This is a genomic window from Actinomycetota bacterium (assembly GCA_030684515.1).
Lineage (GTDB): Bacteria > Actinomycetota > Actinomycetes > S36-B12 > S36-B12 > UBA11398.
Genome location: JAUXVJ010000032.1, coordinates 1 through 14852, shown reverse-complemented (window position 1 = coordinate 14852; position 14852 = coordinate 1). Strand labels below are relative to the sequence as shown.

General features: G+C 58.4%; 16 protein-coding genes and 1 pseudogene. 4 read left to right on the top strand and 13 right to left on the bottom strand.

Annotated features, from left to right (window positions below; all coding sequences use genetic code 11):
• On the bottom strand, positions 1-255 hold a 255-nt coding region (locus Q8M73_13355; protein MDP2289534.1), incomplete at its 3' end, for an amidohydrolase.
• Between the two features lie 383 nt (positions 256-638).
• Positions 639-1678 (bottom strand): annotated as a pseudogene (locus tag Q8M73_13350) (IS3 family transposase).
• A 415-nt stretch (positions 1679-2093) separates the two neighbouring features.
• Here Q8M73_13350 and Q8M73_13345 point away from each other — a divergent pair.
• The 4 genes from Q8M73_13345 (at position 2094) to Q8M73_13330 (ending at position 6208) form a co-directional block, all read left to right on the top strand.
• Entirely contained in the window at positions 2094-2903 is an 810-nt protein-coding gene (locus Q8M73_13345; GenBank protein MDP2289533.1) for an alpha/beta hydrolase, read from the top strand.
• Positions 2900-3988: a PAS domain S-box protein gene (locus Q8M73_13340; protein ID MDP2289532.1), complete on the top strand. Its 1089-nt coding sequence runs from the start codon at positions 2900-2902 to the stop codon at positions 3986-3988. Before Q8M73_13345 ends, Q8M73_13340 begins: the two co-directional genes overlap by 4 nt.
• A gap of 54 nt (positions 3989-4042) precedes the next feature.
• Positions 4043-4585, top strand: a complete 543-nt coding sequence (locus tag Q8M73_13335) for a GGDEF domain-containing protein (GenBank protein MDP2289531.1) — start codon at positions 4043-4045, stop codon at positions 4583-4585.
• A gap of 420 nt (positions 4586-5005) precedes the next feature.
• Positions 5006-6208 (top strand): IS481 family transposase, encoded by a 1203-nt coding sequence (locus tag Q8M73_13330; GenBank protein MDP2289530.1) that lies wholly within the window; start codon positions 5006-5008, stop codon positions 6206-6208.
• Between the two features lie 240 nt (positions 6209-6448).
• Here Q8M73_13330 and Q8M73_13325 read toward each other — a convergent pair whose 3' ends face one another.
• The 11 genes from Q8M73_13325 to Q8M73_13275 form a co-directional block, all read right to left on the bottom strand.
• Positions 6449-8476 carry a cytochrome c oxidase assembly protein gene (locus Q8M73_13325; GenBank protein MDP2289529.1) on the bottom strand — a complete coding sequence of 676 codons (2028 nt, stop codon included), beginning with the start codon at positions 8474-8476 and terminating at the stop codon, positions 6449-6451.
• Positions 8477-8493: 17 nt separating this feature from the next.
• Positions 8494-9081 (bottom strand): copper resistance protein CopC, encoded by a 588-nt coding sequence (locus Q8M73_13320; GenBank protein ID MDP2289528.1) that lies wholly within the window; start codon positions 9079-9081, stop codon positions 8494-8496.
• Positions 9082-9116: 35 nt separating this feature from the next.
• Positions 9117-9857: a cytochrome c biogenesis protein CcdA gene (locus Q8M73_13315; GenBank protein MDP2289527.1), complete on the bottom strand. Its 741-nt coding sequence runs from the start codon at positions 9855-9857 to the stop codon at positions 9117-9119.
• Positions 9854-10468, bottom strand: coding sequence for a TlpA disulfide reductase family protein (locus Q8M73_13310; GenBank protein ID MDP2289526.1), 615 nt, complete (start codon positions 10466-10468; stop codon positions 9854-9856). The genes Q8M73_13315 and Q8M73_13310 overlap by 4 nt, the downstream gene beginning before the upstream one ends.
• Positions 10465-10785 carry a hypothetical protein gene (locus Q8M73_13305; protein ID MDP2289525.1) on the bottom strand — a complete coding sequence of 107 codons (321 nt, stop codon included), beginning with the start codon at positions 10783-10785 and terminating at the stop codon, positions 10465-10467. The genes Q8M73_13310 and Q8M73_13305 overlap by 4 nt, the downstream gene beginning before the upstream one ends.
• Before the next feature lie 77 nt (positions 10786-10862).
• On the bottom strand, positions 10863-11477 hold the full coding sequence (locus tag Q8M73_13300) for a vitamin K epoxide reductase family protein (protein MDP2289524.1): 615 nt from the start codon (positions 11475-11477) through the stop codon (positions 10863-10865).
• A gap of 5 nt (positions 11478-11482) precedes the next feature.
• Entirely contained in the window at positions 11483-12151 is a 669-nt protein-coding gene (locus Q8M73_13295) for a thioredoxin domain-containing protein (protein ID MDP2289523.1), read from the bottom strand.
• A 227-nt stretch (positions 12152-12378) separates the two neighbouring features.
• On the bottom strand, positions 12379-13053 hold the full coding sequence (locus tag Q8M73_13290) for a cation transporter (GenBank protein ID MDP2289522.1): 675 nt from the start codon (positions 13051-13053) through the stop codon (positions 12379-12381).
• A gap of 52 nt (positions 13054-13105) precedes the next feature.
• Complete coding sequence (locus tag Q8M73_13285) at positions 13106-14026, bottom strand: cation diffusion facilitator family transporter (protein MDP2289521.1); 921 nt, start codon at positions 14024-14026, stop codon at positions 13106-13108.
• Positions 14026-14355, bottom strand: a complete 330-nt coding sequence (locus Q8M73_13280; protein MDP2289520.1) for a metalloregulator ArsR/SmtB family transcription factor — start codon at positions 14353-14355, stop codon at positions 14026-14028. Before Q8M73_13280 ends, Q8M73_13285 begins: the two co-directional genes overlap by 1 nt.
• Before the next feature lie 26 nt (positions 14356-14381).
• On the bottom strand, positions 14382-14852 hold a 471-nt coding region (locus Q8M73_13275; protein ID MDP2289519.1), incomplete at its 5' end, for an ATP-binding protein.

Below are 14852 nucleotides of genomic sequence, written 5' to 3'. Positions count from 1 at the left end.
AGGGCGGACCTGGTCGAAACTTCCCGGATCCGAACCCCACGACTCTCGCGGGCGCCCCTGCACCGCGTTCAACCCGAAGGTGGCAATCTCCTTGCCTTCGATCAGCCAGGCGTCAGTGCCGTCGTCACGACGGATCACCCGAGGCACCCGAGACTTGAACTTCACCGGGACGTGATCACGGAAGTAATCGCTCAACGATGGCGGCTCAACGGTGTGATCGTCGGTGCTGATCAGCACCATGTCCTCAATCTTCATCGGGCACTCCCAGCTGTGATTCCTGCACTAGACAGCCTGCCATTTCATGAAACATTCGTCAGTAAAGCGGGCAGTGGGTTGCGCGTCAAGAGGAACTCGACTGTCCTGCTCAAGACCTGGCCGGAATTTGGTGAGCTTCCCGCTTGCGTACTCACCCGTTCGGCGCCAGATCGGAGCAAGGCGCGCACGACTTTGCGGCCTCGAATCTCGGCTCATGTTTGGCCGTACGGTCAGTCGAATTGCTGCTATGCGATTTCACTCCTATCTCGACAGCGCACGCGCGGGCGTTGGTTGCCGGTGCTGCGTACGTCCAACGCGGACTGGCCATCAGGTAGGAGGGACTGCCCCCGCTTTGATTGCCTCGCGGGGTTGAGTGCTCAGCCCGCGAGGCGTAGTTCTTCGCGGGTGACCCATTGCTTGCGGTTGAGGACGTTCTTCTGCAGCAGGGCGAAGAAGGATTCCATGGCGGCGTTGTCGCCTGCTGATGCGACGCGGCCCATGGATCCGATCAGGCCGTTGTTGCGCAGCATCATGGCGAATTTCTTGGATCGAAACTGGCCGCCTCTGTCGCTATGAACAATGGTGCCGGCTGGCCTACCGCGCAGCATGATCGCCATCCGTAGCGCGTTGACCGCCAGCTCGGAGGTCATCTGGGAGTCGATCGCGTAGCCGACGATCCGGTTGGAGGCGCAGTCCTTGATCGCGCACAGGTAGATCTTGCCTTCCATCGTCCAATGCTCCGTGATGTCGACCAGCCATTCCAGGTTCACTGCCACGGCACTGAAATCCCGGTTGACGTGATCGTCGTGGACGGCGGGCCCGGCCTTCTTGCCTGATCCGAGGCGCTTGATGATGCTCGAGGAGATCCCCTGCAGGGCGCACAGGCGCTGCACGCGGTTCTCCCCGACCTGGAACCCCATCGAGTGGATCAGCTCATCGGCAATGAGTCGCCACCCGAACTCGGGGTCATCAGCATGCACGTCCAGGGCGGCGTTGATCAGATGCGCGTCGTCCCAGTCCCGTTGCGACACTGGGTTCCTGCGCCAGGCATGGAAGGCGGTCGTGGAGAACCCCAGCACCCGGCACGACACCGTGACCGGGTTCCCCTCGCTGGCCAGAACCGCCACGAGGGGATACATCATTTTGGGTTCACGCCCCGTCCCAGATACACCGCCGCCCGCCGCAGGACCTCGTTCTCCTGCTCCAGCAGTCGGATCCGCTTGTTGGCCTCCCGCAGCTGCGCCGACTCGGCCTGCTTCACCCCCGGCCGGCGGCATTCCTCGACATCGTCGAGTTTCAGCCAGCGCTGCAGGCACGACTCCGAAATCCCGAAATCACGAGCAACCTGGGACACCGGGGCATCAGAGGAACGGGCAACCGCGACGACATCGCGACGGAGCTCCAACGGAAACGCTTTCGGCATGACAGACATCCTTCCAGCGAGGACGAATCCTCACAGGCTAGGAAGCAATCAAACTCGGGGCAGTCCCGATGACACCGACTCTGGCTGAGGACCGAGCTTCTGCTACACGCACATTCATCGCCTTCGGGTTGACCAACTTCAGCATGACAGCGTCCTTCCAAATGAAGTGGAACCAATCCCAGAGCGGTTCACAACACCCTGCGACGCCAGTGCAGATAGGCAATTCTCTTCAGCGACGGCCGCGGATGCGATCCGAGGGCTTCGGGAGGTGCTGTTGAAGGCCACATGTGTATGAAACGCGGAAACCCGCCGGGCTTGCCTGAAATTCACGTGCAAGGTCTGAGTGAGGGCACGGCGGTGACGAATGCTATTAGCCTTATGTCTACCTTTCTGTCTTCGAGACAATGGAGCATCCATGCGGCCTAGTCAGGCACACGCCACACGAGTCCAGGGATCCGGAAACCAGACCTACATTTTGGGCCATGGACTCGGCGGCACCCAAGCGCACTGGGAGGTGGTTGCAGAACATTTGCAGCAGCGAGCACGTGTGATCACTTTTGACCTTGCCGGGTCAGGTGCGTGTGATCCTTCGGTGTATTCGCCTATTCGCCACGCGAGCATTCTTGGCTTTGCCGATGATCTTGCCCAGATCTGCACCGATTTGGAGGTTCGAGGCGCGACATTTATTGGACATTCCATGTCGGGCATGGCCGGGGCGCTGGCGGCTGCGGCTGATCCGGGGCTGTTCTCCAAGCTGGTCATGGTCGGCTCAAGTGCCCGGTATCTTGATGATCCAGCCACTGGCTACATCGGTGGGTTCAGCCGAGTCGGCTTGGATGAGATGCTCGCCTCAATCGAAGCAGACTTCATGATGTGGTCCGCAGGATTCGCGCCCTATGTCATGGGCCATGCGGAACGACCCGAGTTGGCCAACGAATTTACCCAAAGCTTGCGCCAGTACCCACCAGATGTCGCCTACACAATTTTGAATGCGGCGTTCAGCAGCGACTTCCGAAGCTACATGCCCCTGGTTTTGCCGCCAACGCTGGTGCTTCAGGGCACAGATGACCCCGCGGTACCACTCGTGGCGGCCATGTGGCTCGCAGATGCGATTCCACATGGCGAATTGGAACTCCTCGACATCGTCGGGCACTTCCCACACGTCGTTGATCCAGAATCAGTCATCGCAGCTATGGAGCCCTTCCTGGAGCGCGCACCCGGATGAGCGCATTGACCGCCACGAGTTTGCGCTCGATTTGCGATGCTGTGGAGGCAAACGCCGCGTTGCTGTGGCGAGTCTCCGCTGTCGATCGCGGTCTGGCGGTGTCCTGCACGCCAGTGGGATTGGTTCAACTGGGCGCTGAGCATCCCCTGCCAACCAATGTCTCTGAGCCGGCACTGGTGTCAGACCCTGGCCAAATGTCTTCGCTCCTTCCAACATCGGCCAGGCTTGCGTTGGCAGGGCGTCAAAATGCGGTCGCTTGTGTACCTGTAACGCGGGGGGACTATCAACTTGTGGTCATCTGGGCGGATCAAAGTCCTGGCCCGAATGCGATGGAGTACCTCCTAGGTCCCGCTTGCGAAGCGCTCGCGGCAGACGTGGCTCGCACAGAAGCGGCAGAGCGGTCTCTGGCTGCACAGGTAAGGCTCGAGGCAGTCATCTCGGCGTTGGATCAGGCGGTGGTCATTGTCAGCGGTGAGGCCGGGCTGGGTGAAGTCAACGCAGCAGCGGCATCTCTGTTGGATTTGCGTGTTGGCTACGTTCAGCCTGATGTGCTGGCGTTCGCCTTAGGGGCGCTTCGTCGTCGAGCACTGGATCCGGAGGGGATCGAGGCGAAGGCCGTAGAGATCTTTCAATATCCCAACCTTGTGATACGTGACTGGATTTGGACCTTTGCTACGTTGCCAACTCATCTGCGCGTTCACACTGCTCCCCTTGACTCACCGGGTCGCTCAGGTCGAGTGTGGGTATTCGATGACATCTCCACACAGATGCAGGCGCTGGAACGTGAGAAACAGATCAGATTGGCGCTAGCCGAATCCGAAGAGCGTCTGCGTCTCCTGGCTGAGAACGCCTCCGACGTGGTGTTTCGCGTCAGCGAGCAAGGGACCTTTGAGTGGCTATCTCCCTCTGTTCAATCTGCGCTCGGCTGGTTGCCTGAGGACCTACTTGGCAGCCACGTCGAAGACCTCATTGCTCACGAGGACTTGCCCTCCCGGCGCCGCGCTTTTGCCGATGCCATGCGCGGTGAGAAAATGGACTATCGAGCACGTTTTCGGCTTGCCAGTGGCGGCTACCGATGGATGTAAATCACGGCACGACCTTTGGAGCATCAAGGCGAACAGGGCGGGCGCGTGGGCAGCATGCGCGACGTTGAAGTCGAAGTAGAAGCCGAAAAGGAATTGCTTCGCCGAGCGATCTACGACGACCTCACGGGCGCCCTGAAGCGAGACGAAGCAATCCTCCGGTTGACGGCCCTCAGCAGTGGAGAGCGGCGCTCCGACCACAGTTCTGCCATTCTGTTCGTCGATGTAGACGAATTCAAAACAGTAAACGACAGCCTCGGACACTCCGCTGGTGACGCCGTCCTCATCGCCGTGACGAATCGAATCCGCTCGTGTATTCGAGCTGGTGATCTCTTAGCCAGGATGGGTGGCGATGAGTTTCTGGTCGTCCTCGATGGCGTAGAAAATCTAACCGAGGCGACGACCATAGCTGAGAAAGTTCGCCTGAGCGCCGCCGAACCCGTCACTATTTCGGGCCAGGAAGCTCACGCCACACTCAGCATTGGGGTCACCATCATGAGCGCGGGCGAGGACATCGACGCGATGATCGCCCGCGCCGACTCGGCCATGTATGCCGCAAAGCGCCACGGACGCAATCGAGTCGTGCCCGTCAACAAGTGACCATCGGACGCCGGCAGAGCTGAACTACGTGACCGGAGCGAAAGTTGGCTACGGGTGCTCGGCTCGTCACTACGCCACTTTGGACTGTAAACCAACATGGCTGACATTGGTGCGACGAATCCCTGGCTGTGACGTCAGTGCTCGCGACTGCTGCGAACACAGTTACGCATCGCTCGGTCACACCAGCGTCAACTCGCAAGGTACCGACTACTTCTTACCGTTGACAGAACATGTTGTGCCTTGAATTTTCCCTCAGCCATCTCGTTCGCGCCCGTCCACCCCCGAAACGACGAAAGGCCCCTGATTTCTCAGGGACCTTCGTCGTGCGATGCTGGTTGAACGTTCAATCTGTAGCGGGGACAGTGTGGTGTTTCACGACTTAGTTAACCCCTGTCCCGCGTCTTCGTTAAGTCTGCGCGGATGTCCAAGAACAGGGTCATCGTTGAGGCAGTGCTTGCTGGTCAGTCCCATGGGGCGGTCGCACGGCAGTATGGAATCTCCACGGCCTGGGTCGGCAAGCTCGTGGCCAGGTGGCGGGCCGGTGGTTGGGACGCGGTCGAGAAGCAATCCACCAGACCGAAGTCGAACCCGAACGCCGCCTCCGCGGCGACGATCGAGGCGATCATTGCGCTGCGTGGTGATCTGAGCGCTGCTGGTCTTGATGCTGGACCGCACACCATCGCGGTCCACCTGCAACGCCAAGGACACAGCGTTCCGTCGGTCACCACGATATGGCGGATCCTGAATCGCGCGGGCCTGATCACACCCGAGCCACGCAAGCGCCCACGCAGGACATACATTCGCTTTGAGTCTGACCTGCCTAATGAGTGCTGGCAATCCGGCTTCACTCACTGGCCGTTGGCTGATGGAACCGACACTGAGATCTTGTCCTTCATCGATGACCACTCCCGCTACGCGATCAGCATCACCGCCCACCGCGTGGTCACAGGTCCCATCGTGCTGGCCGCGTTTCGCGCCGCGATCGATACCCACGGGATCCCCGCATCCACGTGGACTGACAACGGAATGGTCTTCACCATCCGGCTACGTGGGGGCCGCAACGGCTTTGAACGCGAACTGGTCATCTTGGGAGTCCAGCAAAAGAACGGACGACCAAACCACCCGCAGACCCAGGGCAAAGTCGAACGCTTCCAGCAGACGTTGAAGAAATGGCTACGCGCCCAACCACCGGCCCCGACCCTGACTGACCTGCAAACCCAACTCGATGCTTTCACCCATGACTACAACCACAACCGGCCACACCGCTCCCTGCATAAGCACACCCCAGCCCAGGCCTACAACGCTCGAGCCAAAGCAACACCGGCCGGTCGCGACGGTCACTGGCGCATCCGACACGACAAGATCGACGCCACCGGAGCCGTCAGCTTGCGTCACGCATCACGACTGCACCACATCGGCCTGGGAACCCAGCACGCAGGAACACCCGTGCGCATCTTGATCCACGACCTGCACGTCACCGTCGTCAACGCCGACACCGGAGAAATCATGCGCGACTTCACCCTGGATCCTGACCGCAACTACCAACCCCGCGGCCTCAAACCCGGACCACCCAAAGGCAGCCCCCAACGCGGCGGACGAAGAAAGAAACAACCCCCGAAATAAACGAAGTCCCGGGACAGGGGTTAACGATGTCCCGGGACTTCACAAAAGTAGCGGGGAGACATTTCTAGGGCGCGAACATTGGGTTGGGTGCACTGCGGGATCTCTTCACGAAACCACATTTTGCACCCCCTTCTGCTCTCCCAGGGAGCGCAAGCCTGCACCCCCATCGTCCATAAACACCAACGATATTCCACGAACTAAATCCGAGACTGGGTACTGATTCTAAATCAGAATTTGTCTTCACGGATTCCAGTCGTCAGTACGCTCGGGGCGCGCGGTTGGGGTTCCAACTTGCGATGCTTGCCGCCGGTGCAGGTGAGCAAGGTAGGCGTTGTAGTCGGCCATTTCCTGATTGTCATCGCGGTCGGCTTGCCTGTCCTTTCGGCGAGCTTCTCTTTCATCGCTTCTGGCCCACTGAATTGACATTGCAATGATGACAATGAGGATTGGTACTTCGCCGATGGCCCAGGCTGCTTGCCCACCGGAATTTGTCTCCTGAAGTAGGTCGGTCACCCACTCGGGGCGTACCACTCCGAACCATTCAGGTGCCAGCGCTCCATTGCTCATCATGATGATGATGGCGAAGAAACCGTGGAATGCAGAAGCAATGATCAGGATCATGAACCGTTGCCAATAGGGCAGGAATCTCGGACGCGGATCAACTCCGATCAAGATCCAGTAGAACAAATATCCGGACAAGACGAAATGCGTCTGCATCGCGACGTGGCCCACATGAGTGCCCATCAAATTGGCAAATGCAGAAGAGAGATACAGCCCGTACAAGCCGAAGAAGTAGATGCCCAACACCACCAGCGGGTTGGTCAGTATCACTGCTGCTCGACTCTGGAGTGCGACCGTGACCCACTCACGCGGGCCCCATTGGCCGGCCTTTGCGGGACGCAGGGCACGAAGCGCAAGAGTTGCCGGCCCACCGAGCACAAGGAAAATCGGAACGAGCATGGTCAGCGCCATGTGCTGCGCCATATGCAGCCCTGGCGCAACATTTGCATAGCCAGCGATTCCAGCATTGGTGCACCAGAGCAACGCCGTCACACCGAGTAGCCATGCGATCGTGCGACCTAGCGGCCATCGATCGCCCCGCCGGTGCAGGCGAATGACACCGCCGATATATAGCCCAGCCAGAATCGCGCAAATAGCAAGGAACACTGGATCCGGCCGAAGACTGAGAACGACGTTCATGAAATCGGGCGGCGGCGGGTAGGCGTAGCCGACAAGTGACTCGCCCAAACTCGGAAACTGCTCCAGAACTTTGGGAGAAGGGCTTGTGGTCAGTGCGCTTCCGATACCAACCGCTAAGGCCATGATCACAATTTCAATGGTGAGTCTCAAGGTGAGTTGACTTCGGGAAGCAGGATCTGCGCTTGCCTTCTTGCCGATCCACTGGCGAAGCCCCATGCCTGCAGCAACTGCGAGGCCCAGGAGCAGCACCTTTACGATCACCAATTGCCCGTACCTCGTAGTAATCAGCTCACTGAAAGAGTTGAGCTGCGCCGCGGCATTGCCTATTCCACTGACGGCAAGTACCGCAATCGCAAATACCGTCACCAACGTCAACCGCTGAATAGCCGAGGCCATGCCCTCCCTTCGCAGCACGCTTACGAGCAGTACCGCAAGGACAGCAGCAATCCAGATACTCGCGGCGCTTGCGTGCGCAACTCCCGAAGCCAGCAGCAGCGCGTGCTGGGATGAGCCGCCGCCATGCCCAGTCACTGCGGGCAAGCACAACGCCAGCACAGTGACCAGGGCCGCAATGCCGGCGCTGATCGCAGTAGAGCCGACTGATGCCAGCCCACTCACAAAAAGTGCGGCTAGCGCCACAGCGATAAGAGTGCGGACTTGAGGAATATCTGACCAATAGGTAGCCACAACTTCAGGGCGAAGAGCCTCAGTCAGCGGTAGTCCGAGTACGTCGGCAAGGGTCCATGCAGCCTGGACGAGGCAAAGGAGTGCCCAGAAACCTGCGGCCCATGAAGTCAGTACGAGGTCTCGGCGGCCTAGCGGAGACACGACCCCGCCGCGCGCAATTGGACTAAGCAACATTGCTGAGACAGCGCACGCGAGTGTCACGATGCCAGCAATCATTGACAGCGCTCGCAGGATTGGCGCGCCATCTGACACCAGAGCACCGGGGCCAGGGATACCAGGGATCGCAATGTCGTATGTCCCAACCCAAGCGCGAGCAATTGTCACAGTGACTGCAAGTAACACGATTGCGATGACTACAGCGCCGCCGACAACTAGAGGCATGCGACTTCTATGAGCGATCATTCCTGTTGACGGGCTTTCTTACGTCGTCGTTGCACTAGCACTATCCCGATACCGCCAATTGTTCCGATGGCAGCACCTATCAGCACATTCGGATCGGTCAGGGAACTCGCCCCAGATGGCTCAACAATTGCGTCCGGACTTGGCGAAATTGGCGCGGCGGATTTCTCAGTGGGCGAAGGACTCCGATTCGGGGAGAGCAGGGTGAACGTAGTGGTACCAGTTATCGGGTGGCCGTCTGTGGATACCACTCTGTAGGAGACGGTGTAAGTGTCGTTCGGGAGTTCAGCTGCCCACGGCATCACAGCAGTGCGCCCTACAGCTCTGGCACTCTCCTTTGCCACGATCGTCTTGTTTTGGTTTGTGATCACGACTTTGGTGCCCGTGTTGAGGAGGTTCTCGTTGAACGTCAACACCACTTCTTCGGGAGGTGTGGATATCGTCGAGCCGTCAGCGGGCACGACGCTCAGCAGATCGGTGTGTGCAGAGGCTGTGGAGATGAAGATAAAGCCCACAGCGGCGCTCGCGAGAGTTGTCGTAAGGCACGTGGCGGCAAGACGGATTCGCCTCTTTGTCAGTGAAGTCACTATTCGTCTAACCTTTCAGAATTGTGGTGTGAGTGCTAGAGGATCGTCTGGAAATTCGGCGCGGTCACTCTCAGCCAAATGGTGAATTCCCCCCATAGTCCCGAGACCAGGAGTATTCCGACCGCTATCAGCATGGCGCCACCTAGGCGCATGATCAGCTGCGAGTGCTCTCGCAGCCAACTCACCGCTCCCACCATCCTTTGAAATGCGAGCGCTAAGACAATGAATGGCAATCCCAATCCGAGGCAATAGGCAAGCGAGAGCGCTGCGCCTCGGTAAGCACCTCCTTCGGTGAATGCCAGGGTCTGCACCGCCGCCAAGGTTGGGCCGATGCACGGGGTCCACCCAATGCCGAATGCAATGCCCAACAGTGGTGCTCCGAGAATTCCGAATGAAGCGGCTCGATGAAAGCGCCATTCACGTTGAAGGCCTGGGATCACGCCAATAAATACCAAGCCCATGAGAATCACCAGAACGCCAAGAATTCGATTGATGACATTCTGGTACTCCAGGAGCAGATAGCCGGCGCTACCAAAAGCCAAGCCGTACGAAACGAAAACTGCGCTGAAGCCAAGGATGAACAGGACGGTGCCCAGGAGTAGGCGACTGCGAGCACCTGTGCCCGTACTCACTTCAGAACCTGTCAGGCCGGTTACGTAGGACAAATAGCCGGGAGCCAACGGCAGCACGCATGGACTAACGAAGGCGATGATTCCTGCAAGGAAAGCGATAGCCAGTGCAGGTACCAACGCCCCATTGAAGACGAGATCGGTCATTTGACCAGCAGGAGTTCGATCAGGCCACGCAAACTCGACTCACTCACTCTGCCCAGAACGCGCCCTGCGACTCTGTCTTGCTGATCGATAACGACAGTTGAAGGGATCGCTTGCGGAGGCAGTGCGCTTCCGAACTTCACTTGAAGCTCTCCAGCCTTGTCAACAATATTTGGGTAGGCGATGCCAAAGGTCTTTGCGAATGCGCGCGCGGTGGGAAGCGAATCTCGGATGTTGAGGCCCACGAATTGCACTCCCTTGCTTGCAAACTCCTTGGCCACTTTCTCCAGGACTGGTGCTTCGGCGCGACATGGTGCGCACCAAGAAGCCCACACGTTGACTACAACAATCTTGCCTTCACCCAGAGGCAGCGCATACACACCACCATTCAATGTCGGACCTTCAAGCGCGGGAGCGGGCAAGCGTTCGGCAACCGGCAGATAGGTAATGGAGCCATCGCCAGCCACAAAGCCTTGCTCGAGTGTGGTGTCATCGCTAGTCAGACTCTGGCTCGCATCCGCTAACTGTTGTGATCCGCCACACGCTGCCAGCAGACTCAGTAGGGAAAGCGAAGCGAGCAAGCGGATGGATTTGGTAGCTACCTGGCTGGTCATGGACGCCCGGCCAGGAGGTCACGTTCGTAGACGATCCGAGCCAGCACTTCCGCCTGGTTGAGTTGAGGATCTTCTCCGCACACCAGTGTTCCAAATGGTCCCGAAAGGCGTATCTCGGCTTCGAATTCTTCGACTTGGACTTGGTTCCAGCGGTACCAGCGCTCCCACTCAGGTTTCCCATCTACTTCGCTGCGCAGGCGCAATCCGTTCGCTGTAGGAATTGCAAAAACAGACGAAGACGATTCGGCAATCTCGCTTTCGGACTGCACACGTGTGGCGATTTCCCATAATGGATCCGGCCCAATGCCCTCGCTCATGCACCATCGGACAAAAGCGAAGAGCACCCACCCAACCAGAGCGACGATAGCCAGGGAACCCAGACTGGAGACGAGCACTACTTCACGAGTCCAATTGTGACGACAATGGCGAGTATTGAGATCCACAAGGCGACGAGTACAGGCATCCACTCATAGGTAAAGCTCAGGATCGACGTGACTTTTCCTGGCGGCACTTCAGGAAGCACATGCGAAAGACATGCGCTGGCGAGGGCACCAAGCGCGGTCAAGGTGGCTATCCAAACTGCGACACAGTAGAGGCAAAGGGCGCCGATTTCGAATGCCGTTTGGAAGGCCAGCCAGTGAATGAAGACCACTCCTGCAACTGTTCCGGCCAGCAGCCCCCACATGTACCAAACCTGCATGCGGGCTCGAGCAAGAATCGCCAGGCTCACCGCAATCAGACAGGCAAATGCGGCAATTCCGATCAATGAGTTGGGGATTCCGAACAAGGTCGAATGTGACGACTGCATAACACTTCTGCAATTGACTAGCGCTGACAATGAACATGCTGGAGTGAATGCTGGGTCGGCCAGCAGATGCAACTTGTCGACAGTGAGCTGCCAGGAAGCAAGCAGTCCAACTGAGGCAGCCCCAAGCAGCCACCAGCCGGTGCATCGATCCATCCGAACAAATTCGGAACGACCGGCTGACTTCGCCAACGGAGTAGCCATGGATTTCACGGTCGTGCCGCCAGTTGCCCGTCAATCAAGGACTGAAATTCTTGCTCACTTTGTGGCCGGATTCGCTCTCCGTTCAGAAAGAAGCTCGGTGTTCCATCAACCCCCAGCGCCAAGCCCTCTTGGCGATCCAATTCGATTCGGGCCAGAGTCGACGGGTCTGCAATCGCGCCGTCATAGCGTTGAAGGTCCAACCCAATGGCCTGGGCAAAGTCGCGAAACAGTGACGCCTTGGACTCTTCCTGTTCGCCCCATTGCTCTTGGGTTTCATACATCCGCGAATACATCGCCTCGAATTGCCCTTGCTGGGCCGCGGCCTCCACAGCGAGCGCCGCATTGACCGCATTGGCATGGCTGGGAATGGGGAAATACCGCGCAATGAATCGCACTTTGCCTGCATATGTCTTGCGCAAACTCTCAATGAATGGGTACACCGCCCGACACGACTCACACTCAAAATCGAGAAACTCCACGAGCGTCACCGAACCGTCGGCATCGGGTTGCAGAATGTGACTGTTGGTTCTCGATGTCAAAGGAGAACTCGCATCGGAGCTGGCCGGCACAGCAACAGCCGATTCATTGGTCTCTGATTGCCTGGTGACGATTGCGCCAGCTATTCCGAGGGTGACCAAGGCGATAACTACAGCGATCCCAAGTCTCAAAGCCATGCTGGGCCTTCTCAACATTCACCTTCCATGAAGAGTCAGGAGCTGCACAGTTGCGTGGCTCCTCATCGATGCGACGCTGTCGCGCGCTGAAGCGGCGGACCCCTCGACCTCGCAGGGGCTTTCCAAGTTATCTTCGCAGCCCGTATGGGAGCCGAATACCCGCGAAGATCAAGATTTCATGAAGATTCAGCGACTCTGGCCATGATTGGCTCCAGTCTCAGGCTTGATCAGCAGCAGGCGTCCTCGCATGTCGAAGATTCGGGTGTCACTGGGCAGCAGTGCTTGCCCTGCCAGGCGTCTAACCCCTCCCGAATCGCAACACCGGCGATCGCCAATGCGACCAGCGAGTCTGCCCACCACCAACCCAAAGTGGCATTCAGCACAAGTCCCAGAAGGAGGACGACAGACAAATAGCTGCACAGCATGGTTTGAGATCCATCGGCAATAACCGAACCTGAACCTAACGAACGGCCTGTGCGACGTTGGGCGATGGACAGCGCTGGCATGATCGCGATGGACAACGAAGCCAAGACGATGCCCACGGGCGACGCCTCAGCCCGATCGCCATTGAGCAGTGACAGCGTGGAGTCTATTGCAATGTACGTGGCCAACGCGAAGAACGAGATGGCAATCAGCCTCAGTGCGATGCGTTCACGAGATTCTGGAATCTTGTGCCTAAATTGCCAAAGAATCACGAGGCCGCTCGACACTTCGATGATCGAGTCAAGTCCGAAGCTGATCAAGGCGCCTGACCCGGCAACTGTGCCAGCCGAAATTGCGACGATCGACTCCACCGTGTTGTAACTCACGCTGGCGCCTGCGAGCAACCGAGCACGCTTACCCAGACGCTGACGCTCCGCTTTCGTCAGCTGAGGTACTGGCACTTCGTCGACTGCTGTCATTGGTTCCAATCCCGTCTGCGCCATTGCTGTTTGAGCTAGCTCAAGTGGAGAGTCACGGGTGGGCGCCGATTTCGTGCCCTGCGTGTTCAGCTGCTTCAAGTTGGAAGGTGCAGTGCTCGACATCGAAGTGTTCGTGCAGACATTCGCTTAAGGCATCTAGGACCTGACCACTACTACCGCGATTTAGAATCTCGTCTTCGACAACGACGTGCACAGAGAGCACCGGGATTCCTGAGGTCAGGGTCCATGCGTGAAGATCGTGAGCGCCGACGACGCCTGGGACTTCGAGGATGTGCTTGCGGACGACTGCAAGATCCATCCCTCGGGGTGTGGCTTCGAGAAGGACGTCGATTGCTTCGCGGAGCAAGTTCCAGGTTCTGGGCAGAATCATGAGGGCTACCAGGACTGAAGCCACCACATCTGCTCGCAACCAGCCGGTGGACCAAATGACGATGGCAGCGACGATCACCGCGATGGATCCAAGAGCGTCACCGAGCACCTCAAGATAGGCGCCCTTGACGTTCAGGCTTTCCTTGGAGCCCTTCCGCAGGAGAACCAGACCTGCTCCATTGGCGATTAGGCCCACACAGGCGAATGCAAGCATCAAGCCACCTTCGACTTCAGGCTCGTTGAACCACCGTTGCCATGCTTCAAACAGGATGAATACTGCAACGCCAAACAGCAGTACTGCATTCACCACTGCAGCAAGAATCTCTAGCCTGTAGTAGCCATAGGTGCGCGCGTCAGTGGCAGGTCGGGAAGCGAAGGTGACGGCCAAGATGGCCAGCGAAATACCAGCAACATCGGTAAACATGTGACCGGCATCAGCGAGCAAAGCAAGACTGCCCGTGACGCTGGCGCCTATGACTTCGGCGATCAGGACTGAGACGGTGAGGGCTAGGACAATGAGCATGGTGCGACGATGAGCCCCACCTGCACTGACAGAGGGACCGTGGCTATGCCCGCTGCCCATCAGTGACCTCCCGCATCTGCGTAGCAGATCTCAGGTGATTCCACTGCGAGAACGAGGTCGGCCAAATCTCGGAGTGCGTGCGCAAGTGCGGGGTCAGTCAGTTCGTATCTCACATGACGTCCCTCGGGGGTCGCTTCGATGAGGCCGCAACCTCGCAGACAAGCAAGGTGATTGGAAGCATTGGCCTTCGAGATGCCGAGTTCGGTAGCAAGAGCCCCTGAATAGGCAGGCCCGTCAAGCAAGGCGAAGAGTAGACGGCACCGCGTGGGGTCCACCAGCGCACGTCCAACTCGGGCTAGGGCATCCAATCGCGGGGCTACGGTGATCACGAGGCAACTGTACAGCAACGGCTGAACTATCGTGCGCGTCGATGCAATGGCAGGAACATAGTGAGCGTGGCACCCAAACCAGGTCCCTCGCTGGAGGCTTCCAGAGACCCCCCGTGATCGTTCACGATGGCTCTGGCGATAGTCAGCCCAAGGCCGCTGCCTCCGATGCCGGTGGAAACTCGAGCGGGATCAACGCGATGGAATCGATCGAAGATTTTCCCAATTTCCGCCTGAGGTATCCCCGCACCGTCATCAACTACTTCAATACGTACGTTTGCCTCAAGACGACTTGCAAGCACACTCACTGTGCCACCTCTGGGCGTGTGCCTAAGAGCGTTCTCGAGCAAGTTTGCCATTACCTGTTGCAGGCGAAGCTCATCGCCGTTCACGGGTAGCGCCACATCTGGTTGCTTCAGGGTCAATGCGACGCCCATCATCTGGTATCGCGGAGTCGCTGCAGCGACCGCCGCTTCGCAGGTAGCGCACATGTCAATGGG

What these genes read in the sequence shown, in the direction of transcription:
- Q8M73_13345 (MDP2289533.1), top strand. Translation starts at nt 2,094, where the DNA reads ATGCGGCCTAGTCAGGCACACGCCACACGAGTCCAGGGATCCGGAAAC.
- Q8M73_13340 (MDP2289532.1), top strand. Translation starts at nt 2,900, where the DNA reads ATGAGCGCATTGACCGCCACGAGTTTGCGCTCGATTTGCGATGCTGTG.
- Q8M73_13335 (MDP2289531.1), top strand. Translation starts at nt 4,043, where the DNA reads ATGCGCGACGTTGAAGTCGAAGTAGAAGCCGAAAAGGAATTGCTTCGC.
- Q8M73_13330 (MDP2289530.1), top strand. Translation starts at nt 5,006, where the DNA reads ATGTCCAAGAACAGGGTCATCGTTGAGGCAGTGCTTGCTGGTCAGTCC.
- Q8M73_13325 (MDP2289529.1), bottom strand. Translation starts at nt 8,476, where the DNA reads ATGCCTCTAGTTGTCGGCGGCGCTGTAGTCATCGCAATCGTGTTACTT.
- Q8M73_13315 (MDP2289527.1), bottom strand. Translation starts at nt 9,857, where the DNA reads ATGACCGATCTCGTCTTCAATGGGGCGTTGGTACCTGCACTGGCTATC.
- Q8M73_13310 (MDP2289526.1), bottom strand. Translation starts at nt 10,468, where the DNA reads ATGACCAGCCAGGTAGCTACCAAATCCATCCGCTTGCTCGCTTCGCTT.
- Q8M73_13305 (MDP2289525.1), bottom strand. Translation starts at nt 10,785, where the DNA reads ATGAGCGAGGGCATTGGGCCGGATCCATTATGGGAAATCGCCACACGT.
- Q8M73_13300 (MDP2289524.1), bottom strand. Translation starts at nt 11,477, where the DNA reads ATGGCTACTCCGTTGGCGAAGTCAGCCGGTCGTTCCGAATTTGTTCGG.
- Q8M73_13295 (MDP2289523.1), bottom strand. Translation starts at nt 12,151, where the DNA reads ATGGCTTTGAGACTTGGGATCGCTGTAGTTATCGCCTTGGTCACCCTC.
- Q8M73_13290 (MDP2289522.1), bottom strand. Translation starts at nt 13,053, where the DNA reads ATGACAGCAGTCGACGAAGTGCCAGTACCTCAGCTGACGAAAGCGGAG.
- Q8M73_13285 (MDP2289521.1), bottom strand. Translation starts at nt 14,026, where the DNA reads ATGGGCAGCGGGCATAGCCACGGTCCCTCTGTCAGTGCAGGTGGGGCT.